The sequence below is a fragment of the Caulobacter radicis genome (assembly GCF_003094615.1).
GTDB lineage: Bacteria > Pseudomonadota > Alphaproteobacteria > Caulobacterales > Caulobacteraceae > Caulobacter > Caulobacter radicis.
The window spans coordinates 1-12941 of the sequence record NZ_QDKO01000026.1; the positions used below are offsets into that span (position 1 = coordinate 1).

Annotated in this window: 11 protein-coding genes, 1 tRNA gene and 1 riboswitch; of the genes, 3 read left to right on the forward strand and 9 right to left on the reverse strand. The window is 70.8% G+C overall.

Going from position 1 to position 12941, the window contains the following annotated elements:
* Positions 1-499 (forward strand): PTS sugar transporter subunit IIB (locus DDF62_RS16735; RefSeq protein ID WP_165832274.1); only part of this gene is annotated, 499 nt, incomplete at its 5' end.
* A gap of 130 nt (positions 500-629) precedes the next feature.
* Here DDF62_RS16735 and DDF62_RS16740 read toward each other — a convergent pair.
* Positions 630-1820 (reverse strand): MFS transporter, encoded by a 1191-nt coding sequence (locus tag DDF62_RS16740; protein ID WP_116490155.1) that lies wholly within the window; start codon positions 1818-1820, stop codon positions 630-632.
* Between the two features lie 206 nt (positions 1821-2026).
* Between DDF62_RS16740 and DDF62_RS16745 the strand changes: the two genes are divergently transcribed.
* Entirely contained in the window at positions 2027-3034 is a 1008-nt protein-coding gene (locus tag DDF62_RS16745; protein WP_116490156.1) for a LacI family DNA-binding transcriptional regulator, read from the forward strand.
* Positions 3035-3069: 35 nt separating this feature from the next.
* On the opposite strand, the gene DDF62_RS16750 is transcribed toward DDF62_RS16745, so the two are convergent.
* The 5 genes from DDF62_RS16750 to DDF62_RS16770 all read right to left on the reverse strand — a co-directional run bounded on the left by DDF62_RS16750 (position 3070) and on the right by DDF62_RS16770 (position 6540).
* Positions 3070-3159 (reverse strand) — tRNA-Ser (locus DDF62_RS16750).
* 136 nt (positions 3160-3295) lie between these two features.
* A complete protein-coding gene (locus DDF62_RS16755) occupies positions 3296-3715 on the reverse strand; it encodes a PaaI family thioesterase (RefSeq protein ID WP_116490157.1) in 420 nt (139 codons plus the stop codon).
* Positions 3716-3784: 69 nt separating this feature from the next.
* The gene (locus DDF62_RS16760) at positions 3785-4624 is read right to left on the reverse strand and encodes an MBL fold metallo-hydrolase (RefSeq protein WP_116490158.1); all 840 of its coding nucleotides are present in this window, start codon (positions 4622-4624) and stop codon (positions 3785-3787) included.
* A gap of 78 nt (positions 4625-4702) precedes the next feature.
* Positions 4703-5410 carry a hypothetical protein gene (locus DDF62_RS16765; RefSeq protein ID WP_244286849.1) on the reverse strand — a complete coding sequence of 236 codons (708 nt, stop codon included), beginning with the start codon at positions 5408-5410 and terminating at the stop codon, positions 4703-4705.
* A gap of 77 nt (positions 5411-5487) precedes the next feature.
* Positions 5488-6540: an RluA family pseudouridine synthase gene (locus DDF62_RS16770; RefSeq protein ID WP_244286850.1), complete on the reverse strand. Its 1053-nt coding sequence runs from the start codon at positions 6538-6540 to the stop codon at positions 5488-5490.
* A 93-nt stretch (positions 6541-6633) separates the two neighbouring features.
* Between DDF62_RS16770 and DDF62_RS16775 the strand changes: the two genes are divergently transcribed.
* The gene (locus tag DDF62_RS16775) at positions 6634-8970 is read left to right on the forward strand and encodes a TonB-dependent receptor (protein WP_116490159.1); all 2337 of its coding nucleotides are present in this window, start codon (positions 6634-6636) and stop codon (positions 8968-8970) included.
* Between the two features lie 138 nt (positions 8971-9108).
* On the opposite strand, the gene DDF62_RS16780 is transcribed toward DDF62_RS16775, so the two are convergent.
* The 3 genes from DDF62_RS16780 to DDF62_RS16795 form a co-directional block, all read right to left on the reverse strand.
* Entirely contained in the window at positions 9109-9882 is a 774-nt protein-coding gene (locus tag DDF62_RS16780; protein WP_116490160.1) for a dienelactone hydrolase family protein, read from the reverse strand.
* An 87-nt stretch (positions 9883-9969) separates the two neighbouring features.
* Entirely contained in the window at positions 9970-11562 is a 1593-nt protein-coding gene (gene purH, locus DDF62_RS16785; RefSeq protein WP_116490161.1) for a bifunctional phosphoribosylaminoimidazolecarboxamide formyltransferase/IMP cyclohydrolase, read from the reverse strand.
* A 28-nt stretch (positions 11563-11590) separates the two neighbouring features.
* A riboswitch (ZMP/ZTP riboswitch) is annotated at positions 11591-11671 on the reverse strand.
* Between the two features lie 251 nt (positions 11672-11922).
* Complete coding sequence (locus DDF62_RS16795; protein WP_116490162.1) at positions 11923-12819, reverse strand: NAD(P)-dependent oxidoreductase; 897 nt, start codon at positions 12817-12819, stop codon at positions 11923-11925.
* Positions 12820-12941: the final 122 nt, after the last annotated feature.

Genomic DNA, 12941 nt, shown 5'->3' on the forward strand with positions numbered 1-12941 from the left:
CAACCTGGTCAGCATCGACGCCTGCACCACCCGCCTGCGCCTGATCGTCGCCGACCAGAAGGCCATCGACGAGCCGCGCCTCAAGGCCCTGGGCGCGCGCGGGATCGTCCGGCCGTCCGACAAGGCCCTGCAGGTGGTGCTGGGCCCGATCGCCGACACCGTCGCCGGCGAGATCCGCGCCGCCGTCGGGGCGGGAGGCGTCCAGGCGTCGGCCGCCGTGGTCGCGACGCCGGTGAAGACAGCTGATCCGAAGGCGGCCCCGAAAGCGGCCAAGGCCCTGCTGCCCGGCCTCGGCGGCAAGGCCAACATCCTGTCCGTCAGCGCCTGCTCCAGCCGCCTGCGCCTGGAACTGGCCGACCCCGCCAAGCTCGACGAAGCCGCCCTCAAGGCCGCCGGCGTGCGCGCCCTCGTCCGCCTCGACGGGCCCGTGGTTCACTTGGTGATCGGGCCGGAGGCCGAGGCGGTGGCCCTGGGGTTGTCGGAGATGGCGACCGCATAGGCGCCTCTCTTCCGTAAAATCCCCGCGAAAGCGGGGACCCAGGCTTTTGCTGCTATCCGCCGCGCTCGACGATAAAACACCTGGGCCCCCGCTTTCGCGGGGGTTTTACGGAAATGGAAGGGCGGAAGCCTTAAGCCGCCGCCAGGGCCCGCTCGCGGCGGTCGTCCCAGACGGCGATCGCCCAGATCACGAAGCCGCCCGCCGCCAGGGCGCAGCCGACCCAGCCGGTCGAGCGCCAGCCGAAGCCGGCTGAGACGGCCATGCCGGCCAGCCAGGGGCCCAGCGCGTTGGCGGTGTTGAAGGCCGAATGGTTCAGCGCCGCGGCCAGGGTCTGGGCCTCGCCGGCCACGTCCATCAGGCGGGTCTGCAGGGCCGCGCCCAGGCCGCCGCCGCAGCCGATCAGGAACACCACCGGGACCAGGGTCCACAGGCTGCCCACGGCCATGGGATAGAGCGCCAGCGACGCGACGCTCCACAAGAGGATGGCGCCGACGGCCGGCATCAGGGCGCGGTCGGCGGCCCAGGCGCAGACCAGGGTGCCGGCGGTCATGCCCAGGCCGAACACCATCAGCACCAGCGGGAGGGCGGCGGGCGAGGCGTGGGTGACCTCGACCAGGGTCGAAGCCAGGTAGGTGTAGACCGCGAACATGCCGCCAAAGCCGATGGCGCCGATGCCCAGCGTCAGCCAGACGCGGCGGCTGGCCAGGGCCGACAGCTCGCGCAGGGGGCTGGCGTCCTTGGGCGCGGGCTCGCGCGGGGCCAGCAGGAACACCGAGACGGCCGTCAGGGTCGCCAGCGCCGAGACGATGACGAAGCCCCAGCGCCAGCCGATCCACTGGCCCACGGCGTTGGCCAGGGGCACGCCGACGATGGTGGCCACGGTCAGGCCGATCATCACCCGCGCCACCGCCGAGGCCCGCTTGTCGGGCGCCGCCAGCGAGGCGGCGACCAGGGCCGCGACGCCGAAATAGGCCCCGTGCGGCAGGCCGCTGAGGAAGCGGAAGAGCACCATGGTCTCGAAGGTCGGCGACAGGGCCGACAGGCCGTTACCGATGGCGAACAGCACCATCAGGCCCACCAGCAGGGTGCGGCGGGCGATCTTGGCCGCCAGCACGGCGATCACCGGCGCGCCGACGACGACGCCCAGGGCATAGGCGCTGATGGCGTGGCCGGCCGTCGGCTCGTCCACGCCCAGGGCGCGGGCGAAGTCGGGCAGCAGGCTCATCGAGGCGAACTCGGTAGTGCCGATGGCGAAGCCGCCCAGGGCCAGGGCCAGTTGGACGAGCGCGGCGGAGGGGGCGCTGCGGGCGGGGACGCTCATTGGCGGACCTTGCTGGGGCGGAAAGCGGCGAGGCCGGTCGCGCACGCGCCTATCGCCCGCCCGGACGCGAAAGCCCGGCGGAGACGGCGCGCGGTTAGGAGCCGCGCTGCGGTTGGTCGAATGTGTGCATAGCTATTCACTCGCCATTCCGAAGGCAACCCTTTAAAGAGAGGTACGAGGGGAAAAAGGGTGCGAGGGATCGCCGCATGAGCGGAAACTGGCGGCCGCCGTCGTCGACCGACGTGGCCAGGGCGGCGGGGGTGTCGCAGTCGGCGGTGTCGCGCGCCTTCACGCCCGGCGCCCGGATCGCCGAAGCCACGCGCGCCAGGGTCATGGCCGCGGCCGAGGCTCTGGGCTATCGGCCCAACCTGCTGCCCAAGATCCTGCAGACCAACCGTTCGGGCATCGTCGCCGTCGTGGTCGGCGGCTTCTACAATCCCTATTTCGCGATGACGCTGGAGGCCTTCTCCAGGGCCCTGACGGCGGCCGGCCGGCAGATGATGCTGGTGCGGGTCGACAGCGACCGCATCCTCGACGGGGTGGTCGATCAGCTGGCCGGCTATCGCGTCGACGCCGTGGTCTCGGCCCTGGCCCTGACCTCGCAGGACGCCGCCGGCCAGCTGTCGAAGCTGCGCATCCCGATCGTCACCCTGAACTCGGACCTGGCGGGCGACTGGATCCGCTCGGTGTCGTCCGACAACTTCGCCGCCGGGGTCGCGGCCGCGCGGCTGCTGCGCGAGCGGGGCGGAACGCGCTTCGGCTTCGTTGCCGGTCCCGCCGACAGCCCGGCCCAGGTCGCCCGCGAGGCGGGCTTCGCCCATGGCCTGGCCGAGCTTGGCCTGCCGCCGGCGATGCGGGCCGGCGGCGGCTACGACTACGCCAGCGGCGCCCGGGCGGCGCGGGATCTGTTCTCGTCGTCCGACCGCCCCGACGCCCTCTTCTGCGCCAACGATCTGGCCGCCTTCGGCGTCATCGACGTGCTGCGCGAGGACTTCGGCCTGACCGCGCCGGGCGACGTGCAGGTGGTGGGCTTCGACAATCTCGACATGGCCGTCTGGGCCCCCTACCGCCTGACCTCGTTCGACCAGGATGTCGACGCTCACGTTGCGGTGGCGATGGAGCTGCTCGACCTCGAAGCCGGCGCGACCTGCGTGGCGCGGACCGTGCCGTCGCGGCTGGTGGAGCGCGAGAGCACGCGGAAAGGCCGGCGCTGAAGGCGCCTTGGTCGGTCTAGGTTTTCAGGGGGTAATGGCGGAGAGGGTGGGATTCGAACCCACGGTGCCCTTCCAGGCACGCCGCATTTCGAGTGCGGTACATTCGACCACTCTGCCACCTCTCCAGGGGGTCTTCGTGACCAGCTTTTGGCCGGTCTTGAGTGAGGGCGGGATACCTATCCGCGACGCCGGAAGAGCGCAAGAGGCCATGATGCGCTTTTTCGTCTTTTCTTGCGGCGCGCCGCGACCCTCCGTCGCGGCTCAGGCCTTCGGGTACAAAATCATCTGGGTGCAGCGGAAAAGAGCGATGGTTTTTCCCGTGCCTTCGGCGGTGACGACGGCGTCCCAGACCTGGGTGTTGCGGCCGCCGTGGATGAGCTTGGCCTCGCAGGCCACGCCGCCGTCACGGGCCGTGCCCAGGAAGTTCGACTTCAGCTCGATGGTGGTGAAGCCGGTCGCGCCCTCGGGCAGGGAGACAACGCAGCCATAGCCGCTGGCCGAGTCGGCCAGCGCGATCACGGCGGCGGCGTGCAGGAAGCCGTTGGGGGCCATGTGGTGGCGCGCGACGTCGAAGCGGCCGCGCACGAGACCGGGCTTGGCCTCCTGCCATTGCAGGCCCAGGTGGTCGGGCAGGCTGCCGGCCTGGACAGCGGTGAGGTTGGCGCTCTGGTCGTCGGCCATGGGGACGGCTCCTGATACTTCACGTGCGAAGTATTAGGCGCGTCGGCGACCCTCGTGGCAAGTGCGTTTTTAAAGAGAACGAATGTTCCGCGGCGGAAAGCGCACGCCGTTCTCGTCGACCGGCGGCAGCTTGCCCGACCGCACCGCCACGTCGAGGGCCGCGATGGTCAGGGCCGAGGGCTCGGCGCTCTCGCCGGCGCGGCGGGCCGTGAACTGCGCCGCCGTCACGCCGTCGCCGGCGTCAGGATTGGCGGCTTTCTGGGCGGCGACGGTGGTGTCGGCGGCGGCCGGGTCGGCGCCCGCCCAGCTGGACAGCACCCGCACGTCGTCAGGCAGGGCCAAGAGCTTGCGGGCGTCGGCGAACATGCCGGCGGGGTCGGCGCCGGGCGCGTCGCTGGCCGGCAGGCCGGTCGGCAGCAGGGCGTCGCCGACGAAGACCACGTCGCCGGCCTTGTAGGCCACGGCGCCGGGCAGGCGGCCCGAGAGGGCGATGGGGTGGAACTCGATCCCGCCCATGATCAGCGGCTCGTCGTCCTCGCGGGCCAGCTTGTCGAAGTCCCAGCCTTCGAGGTCGACGCCCTCGGCGCCGAGAACGGGCACGAGACGCTGGAGGCTTTCCAGGACCTGGGCGCCGATGGCGACCGAGGCCCCGGTCTCGTACTTCAGGTGGCCGGCGGCCGACAGGTGGCCGGTGTGGACGGCGGTCTCGAGGATCCAGGTCGGCCCCAGGTCCTTCTCGCGAATGTCGGCGATGATGGCGTCGACGAAGGCGGTCGAGGTCTCGCCGGTGGCCGGATCGAAGTCCAGCACCGGATCGACGATGGCGCAGAGCAGGGTCGCCGGATCAGAGACGAGATAGGTCACGCGCCCGCTGGCGGCGTGGTGGTACGCTGTGATTTCCGGCTGCATGCTTACGCCTGAAGGTCCCCGTTTGCGGGCACCATGACGGCAAGCCGTTAAGCTTCGGCGAACGCCGGAATCGTCTGGTCAGCGACGGTCGTCGATGTCGCAGGGGCGCTGGGAGCCGCGCATCTGGGTGGCCCACAGCGGTTCGACATAGCGGCCGTCGTCGGCGCGCAGGCCGTCGACGCAACGCTCGGCCGACGCGCCGCGGCCCGACATGTCCAGCGATACGGCGACCGACTGGCTCTTGCCGCCGCGGGCGTAGGGGCCGTAGCCATAGCCGCCGTATCCGAGCCCGCCATATCCCAGGCCGCCGTAGCCCGGACCGCCGTAGCCGAAGTCGTCGTAGCCGTAGCCCCAGCGGCCGTTCTTGCCGAACTCGGTCTGCGAGACGGCGACGCCCAGCGTGCCGGTCTCGCCGACCGGGAACAGGGCGGTGGCCGACATGTGGCGATAGCCGCCGGTGCCGACGCCGACCTCGACGCTGCCGTGGACCTTGCGCTTTATGGGGCCGGCGTCGTCGTCGCGCGACAGGTTCAGCGGGCCGTCCTGGGCCGTCGTCTTGACCGGCGAGGCCTTCAGCCAGGCGTCGATCTGTTCCTGGGTGGTCAGGGGGCGGGTGGCCTCGGGCGCGGCCGGCGCGGGGGCGGTCGCGGCCTGGGCCGGGCTCGACGTCGTCTTGGCCGTGGCCACCACCTCGTCGTCGGCGCCGGCGGCGAGGGCCAGCACGGGCGCGGCGAGCAGGGCCAGACCGAGTGAAAGGGGCATAGCGAGACGGGCGGCGAACAGCATGTGACGGATCTCCAGCCCTCAACCGATACGCGGGCGGCGAAGCTGAATTAGGGCGCGAATGTTTCGCGGGCGCAAGTTCACAGCGCCTCCAGCCCCGTCTGGACCGCGGCCATGTCGGGCGGCAGGGGGGTCTCGAAGCGCAGGGTCTCGCCGGTCACCGGGTGGACGAAGCCCAGCAGGGCGGCATGCAGGGCCTGGCGGGAAAAACCGGTCTCGACCAGGATCGCCTTGACCGGGGCGGCGGGGGCGCCGGCGCCGTAGACCGGGTCGCCAAGGCAGGGCGAGCCCTTGCTGGCCATGTGGACGCGGATCTGGTGAGTGCGGCCGGTCTCCAGCCGGCACGACACCCGGGCGGCCAGCGGCTTTGCGCCGTCGCCGCCGAACACGCGCTCGACCTTGTAGTGGGTGACCGCCTCGCGGCCGCCGCTCTTCAGCACCGCCATCTTCTTGCGATCGTGCGGCGAGCGGCCCAGGCGCGTCTCGATCGTGCCCGACGACGGATGCGGCGCACCGCGCACCAGGGCCACGTACATGCGGTCGATGTCGTGGGTGGCGAACAGGGCCGACAGGCCGCGATGGGCCGCGTCGCTCTTGGCCGCGACCATGACGCCGGAGGTTTCCTTGTCGAGCCGGTGGACGATGCCCGGCCGGGCCACGCCGCCGACGCCCGACAGGCTGTCGCCGCAGTGGTGCAGCAGGGCGTTGACCAGGGTGCCGGTCTCGCTGCCGGGGGCGGGGTGCACGGCCATGCCGGCCGGCTTGTCGACCACGATCAGGTGGGCGTCCTCATAGAGCACGCTGAGCGGTATGGCCTCGGGCTCGGGAATGGCCGGTGCCGGCGGCGGTTCGACGACCAGGTAGTCGCCGGCCTGGGCCTTGGCCGAGCCGTTGGTCACCGCTTGCGGCTGGTCGCTCCCGTCGAGGCGGAAGACGCGGCCTTCCGCCATCAGGGCCTGGAGGCGGGCGCGGGAGAGTTCGTCGAACAGCACGGCCAGCGCCTTGTCGAGCCGCTGGCCGACGAGGTCGCCGTCGAGACGGCCTTGCACGCGGCGCTCGCCCGCCGTGCCGGCGGCCCCTGCGTCGTCGGGGGCGTCCAGCAGGTCCTCCATCTCGTCGTCGGCGTCGGCCAAGGGTTTCACGGCTCCTTCACAACCCCGTCGCGTGGGCGACACGGCCGCTCCCTAGGGGCGAGGCCTCGTACAGTTGTTGGAGGGGAATAGTCCATGCGCGCCATCCGCACCACCTCGCTCGCCGGAGCCAGCCTGCTGGCCCTGAGCCTCGCCGGCCAGGCGATCGCCGCCGACGCCCCGCCCTCGACCGAAGTGCAGGAAGTGGTCGTCACCGCCCAGAAGCGCGAGCAGAGCGTGCTGGACGTTCCGATCGCGCTGACCGCCTATTCGGGCGAGACGCTGGAAGCCCTTGGCCTGCAGGAGTTCGAGGAGCTGGGCCAGTTCGTGCCCGGCTTCGACGTGCAGAACCAGTCGCCCAACAACCCCGGCTTCGTGATGCGCGGCATCACGTCGGACAGCGGCGAGGCCACCACCGAGCCGCGCGTGTCGGTCTATCAGGACGGCGTCTCGATCTCGAAGTCGCGCGGCTCCTATGTCGAGCTGTTCGACCTGGAGCGCGTCGAGATCGCCAAGGGCCCGCAGTCGACCCTCTACGGTCGCGGCGCCCTGATCGGCGCGGTCAACATCATCCAGGCCAAGGCCAGGCACGAGGCCGCCGCCAACCTGAAGGTCGAGGGCGGCGACAACGGCTACGCCCTGATCGAGGGCATGGTGAACGTGCCGATCGGCGACTCGCTGGCGGTGCGCGTGGCCGCCCGCTCCAAGAAGCGCGACGGCTATGTCGAGAACCTGCTGGGCGGCGAGGACTTCAACTCCACCGACACCCAGGCCGTGCGCGTGGCCATCGCCTACGACCCGGGCGACCGCTTCAAGCTGGACGTGCTCTACAACTACCAGCAGGACAATCCGTCGGGCACCTCGTTCAAGTCGCTGACCTACGCCCCGACCAACCCGCAGACCGGCGCGGTGCTCGGCGACCGCGGCCGCAACTCCGGCGCGGCCCTGTCCACTGTCGAGGGCTTCGAGAACAACCAGGAACTGGGCCTGAACCGTCGCCTGTGGAGCCTGACGGCCCTGGCCAGCTACAGGCTCAACGACAAGTTCACGCTGAACTCGACCTCGGCCTATCGCTACTTCACCGGCGAGGAAGTGTTCGATCCGGACGGCTTCTCGCTGCCGATGCTGACCTTCGCCGAGGACGCCCAAGGCAAGTCGGCCAGCCAGGAATTCCGCCTCAACTACGACGCCGGCGGCCGCATCACCGCCTTCGGCGGCGCCAGCTGGTTCTGGGAGGACGGCAGCCAGCGCGTGCCGATGCTGATCAACGAGAAGGTCGCCGGCCTCTTCCTGACCGGCCAGCTGCCGATCCCCAACGCCCTGCCGATGTCGGTGATCAACGTCCTGCCGGCGCTGGCGGCCCTGCCGTCGAGCCGCCGCGAGGAATACACCAACTACGGCGAGACCAACTCGTACGACGTGTTCGGCGACGTCACCTTCAAGGCCACCGACCGCCTCGAGCTGACCGCCGGCGCGCGCTACACCTACGACGACAAGACCAGCGGCTACGGCGCCTCGATGAGCGGTCCGTCGATCATCATGCTGGCCCAGACCGGAACCCAGCGCGGCCTGATCGTTCAGCCCACCCTGAACGGCAAGGCGCAGTACCAGGACTTCACCGACAACGGCGTCACCTATCGCCTGGTGGCCCGCTACAAGGCGGCCGACAACACCAGCCTCTACGGCTCGGTCTCGACCGGCCGCCGGCCCAAGGTGCTGGCCGGCAGCAACGGCACGCCGGGCGCGGCGGCGACCTTCCGCGAGGTGGCCGCCGAGGAGGTCACCTCCTACGAGGCCGGCGCCAAGACCGCCCTGCTGGACCGTCGCCTGACCCTGGAAGGCGCGATCTACCGCTACGACTACGAGAACTTCCAGACCAGCCAGCGCAACGCCAACGGCCAGACCATCCCGCTGAACGCCGGCGAGGCCAAGGCCACCGGCTTCGAGGGCCAGGTGAACTTCCAGGCGACGAAGGACTTCCTGGTCTTCGCCACCTACGGCTACAGCCACGCCCGCTTCGGCAACGGCCTGTTCGACGGCAACCACTTCCGCCTGTCGCCCGACCACCAGGCCTCGATCGGCGTGAAGGCCGGCTTCGACACGGGCGTGGGCCGCTTCACCCTGATCCCGACCTACACCTGGCAGTCGGAGATGTTCTTCGACAACAACAACGACATCGCCGCCCTGCAGACCACCACCGGCGTGATCAAGGACACCGTCCAGGACGAGAAGCAGAAGGCCTACGGCCTCTTGAACCTGCGCCTGACCTATCAGCCCAAGGACAGCGCGCTGACCTTCGGCGCCTTCGTCACCAACGTGCTGGAGCAGGACTACATCAAGGACGCCGGCAACACCGGCGACGCCTTCGGCATCCCCACATTCATCGCCGGCGAACCGCGCTTCATGGGCGTGTCGGTGTCGATCAAGCGGTAGGCCGCTTGCGGCGACCCCCTCCGGCCCTCCGGGCCACCTCCCCCGAGGGGGAGGATCTAGCGCCGTGGATGCTCCCCCGCTGGGGGAGCTGTCGCGGGCGACCGGAGGGGCGTCGGCGCGGCCCTCCGGTAGAGGGATTCAAGCAAACAGCCCCGGCGTTGGCGCGACGGCCTTCAGGGCCGCGCCGAAATAGTCCTGAACCTCCTGGAACAGGTCGGGACGGTAGATGGCCCGCGGGTCGTTGGCCTTGTCGTCGTCGAAGGCGTGGGTGGCGTCGGCATAGAGCTTGAGATCCACCTTCACGCCGTCGGCGGCCAGGCGGTCGAGCGCCTTCTTGGGAAAGCGCCAGCCGACCACGCCGTCCTTCTGGCCCAGCACCGACCACACCGGCGGGGCGCCGGGGCCCCAGCCGCGCCGGCTGGTCATCGAGGGATAGGCCGCATACGGATAGACCAGCAGCGCGCCCTTGACCTGCCGGCGCAGGGCGACCGCGTCGGCGTCGGCCAGGCCGGTGGCGCTGGGCGCCGAGGTCCCGGCGGCGTAGGCGTCCATGATCGTCCAGGCGCCGTGGCTCCAGCCGGCCAGGAACACCTGGTCGGCTCGCGCCCAGGATTGGGTCTTCAGCCAGGCCAGGGTTCCGAAGATGTCGGCCGCCCGCTTGGCGCCATGCAGGGTCATCAGGGTGCAGACGAAGAGCTTGCCGTCCAGCGTGCTCATGCCGCGCGGCTTGAAGGAGTCGAGCACGACGGCGGCGTAGCCGGCCTTCACGGCGACTTCCGCATAGGTCTCCAGGAACGGGGTCTTGCCGCCGCAGCCGTGCAGGATCAGCGCTACCGGGAAGGGGCCCAGGCCCGCGGGCTTGAACACCCGCGAGCGCGCGACGACCTTGGCTCCCCAGGCTGTGCTGTCCATGCGCGTCCGTCCTTACTGTTCCGCCCGTCCTCGAAAGGACGGGCGGGAGTAGTCGGATTTGGGGAGCGCCGGAAGCGCCCGCAATCCTTAGTGGCGGAACACTCGCACGCCGGTGAAGGCCATAGTGAGGCCAAGCTTGTCGGCGGCCTCGATGACCTCGGCGTCGCGCATGGAGCCGCCCGGCTGGATGATCGCCGTGGCGCCGGCTTCGGCCGCCTGGATCAGGCCGTCGGCGAACGGGAAGAAGGCTTCCGAGGCGCAGGCGCAGCCCGCCAGGTCCAGGCCGAAGTCGGCGGCGCGCAGGGCGGCGATGCGGGCGCTGTCCTTGCGGTTCATCTGGCCGGCGCCGACGCCCAGGGTCTGGCCGGCGCGGGCGTAGACGATGGCGTTGGACTTGACGTGCTTGCCGATCTGGAAGGCGAACAGCATGTCGCGGATCTCTTCCTCGGTGGGCTGGCGCTTGGTGACGATCTTCAGGTCGCTGGCCTTGATCCGCGCGTCGTCGCGCGACTGCACCAGGAAGCCGCCGGCCACGCTCTTGAAGGTGTCGCCGGTCGACAGCGGGTCGGGCAGGCCGCCCGTCACGAGCAGGCGCAGGTTCTTCTTGGCGGCGAAGACGGCGACGGCGTCGTCGTCGGCTTCGGGGGCGATCACCACCTCGGTGAAGATCTCGACCATGGCCTCGGCGGCCTCGCGGGTCAGGCGGGTGTTGGTGGCGACGATGCCGCCGAAGGCCGAGGTGGGGTCGCAGGCCAGAGCCCGCTCATAGGCCTCGCGCTGGGTGGCGCCCAGGGCCACGCCGCAGGGGTTGGCGTGCTTGATGATGGCGACGGCCGGGCCGGCCGCCGGATCGAACTCGGCGATCAGCTCGAAGGCCGCGTCGGTGTCGTTGATGTTGTTGTAGCTGAGTTCCTTGCCCTGCAGCTGCCTGGCCGTGGCCACGCCGACGCGGGGGTTGGGGAAGGTGTAGAAGGCCGCCTTCTGGTGCGGGTTCTCGCCATAGCGCATGGTTTGGCGCAAGGCCCCGGCGATCGACTTGCGGGCCGGGAAGTCCTGGCCGAGCTGGGCCGCGAACCAGGTCGAGATCGCGGCGTCATAGGCCGCCGTGCGGGCGTAGGCGCGGGCCGCCAGGGTCTTGCGCAGGGCCAGCGACGTGCCGCCGTCGGCCTTCAGGGCTTCGAGCACTTCGGCCAGGTCGGCCGGGTCGGTGCAGACCGACACGTAGCCGTGGTTCTTGGCCGCCGAGCGGATCATGGCCGGGCCGCCGATGTCGATGTTCTCGACACACTCTTCGTACGAGCCGCCCTTCGCGACGGTGGCCTCGAACGGATAGAGGTTCACGTACAGGATATCGATGCCGCCGATGCCGTGGTCGGCCATGGCTTTCGCATGTTCGGGAGCATCCCGAACGCCGAGGAGCCCGCCGTGGACGATGGGGTGCAGGGTCTTGACCCGGCCGTCCATCATCTCGGGGAAGCCCGTCAGGTCCGACACGTCCTTCACCGGCAGGCCGGCCGCGGCGATGGCCGCCTTGGTGCCGCCGGTCGAGACCAGCTCGACGCCCGCCTCGTGCAGGACCTTGGCCGCCTCGACCAGGCCGGTCTTGTCGGAGACCGACAGCAGGGCGCGCGCAGGCGCGACGAGATCGGGGGCGGACGGATAGTCGGGGGCGGCGGGCACGGCGGGACTCCGGGTCTGGTTGCAATCAGAAAGGAGCCCAGGCGCGCGGCATATGCGTCTCGAGCTCCCCGGTGGTCACCCACCTTCAACGCCAGTCACTCGAACGGCGCGGAACATACGGAGGGGGGACGGGGAGTCAATGCGGCGTGGTGGTTGAGGAACCTCCCCCCGTGGGGGAGGCGATCGCGAAGCGATCGGCGGGGGGAGTTGGTGGGCAATCGGCCCTGGTCGGCGGCAGCTGAAAACGTCCCCCCTCCGGCCCTCTGGGCCACCTCCCCCAGAGGGGGAGGATCTCTGAAGCGCGGCCTCAGATGCTCCCCCTCTGGGGGAGCTGTCGCGGAGCGACTGAGGGGGACGCCGTCAGGCGCTCGGCGCCGCCAGCAGTACTTCCACCGCCACGCCCGCCGCCGCCAGCGCCTGGATGTCCGTCGCCTCGACCGGGGCGGCGACCAGCCGCACGACCTGGCGGCCGCTGCGGGCCAGTTCGATCAGGTGTTCGGGCGAGGCTTCGGCCGGTGACAGGCGGCGGGCGTCGCGGCGGGCCATGGTGACCACTTCCGGGTCGGCGGCTTCGTCGATGACCAGCACGTCGGCGGCCGACAGGGCTCGCACGGCGCGCAGGGTCAAAAGATCGGCGGGGCCCTTGCCGGCCACGAAGCGGACCTTGCCTTCCTTCCTGACGCTCCTGGCCAGGGCCTCGCGGAACAGGGCGCCGGCCTTTTCCATGTCGCCGGTCATGGCCGCCTGGGCGGCTTCGCCGGAGAGGGCTTCGCGCAGGAAGGCCCGGCGTTCATGCAGGGTGGGCAAGGCGCCGCGCACCTCGCTCTGGAAATTGCGCATCAGGGCGGCCACGCGGCCGGCGCCCTCGGGCACCTGGGCCTCGATGTCGGAGCGCAGCATCGTCGCCAGGACAGGCGCGGCGCCGCCGGTGCCGACGGCGGCCACCACCTCGCCGCGGTCGATGACGGCGGGGGTGTTGAAGTCGCACATGTCGGGCTTGTCGACGACATTGACCAGCACGCCGGCGGCGCGCGCGGCGCGGGCGGCGGCCTGGGCGAACACCTCGTCGGCGCTGGAGATGAAGGCCAGCACCGCGCCGCTGTAAGAGCCGGGCAGGAAGGCGGCATGGCCGTCCAGCCGCACCAGCGTGGCGGGCGAGCCGTCGAACAGCCGGGCCTTGGCCTCGGCGCCCTCGCCGGTTCCGGCGATCACCACCTTGCGGCCGGCGAGGGGGAAATAGGCGGGGAAGGAGTCCAAGGCGAGGTCCTCTGGCGTGGGGCGCGCGGGTCGAGGCCCCGCAGGTCGAGGTTCAAGGCTAGGGCGCGTCGGCCGCGAACGTGAGCCCTTTCGCGCAACAGGCGTCGAGGATCTGGAGCCGA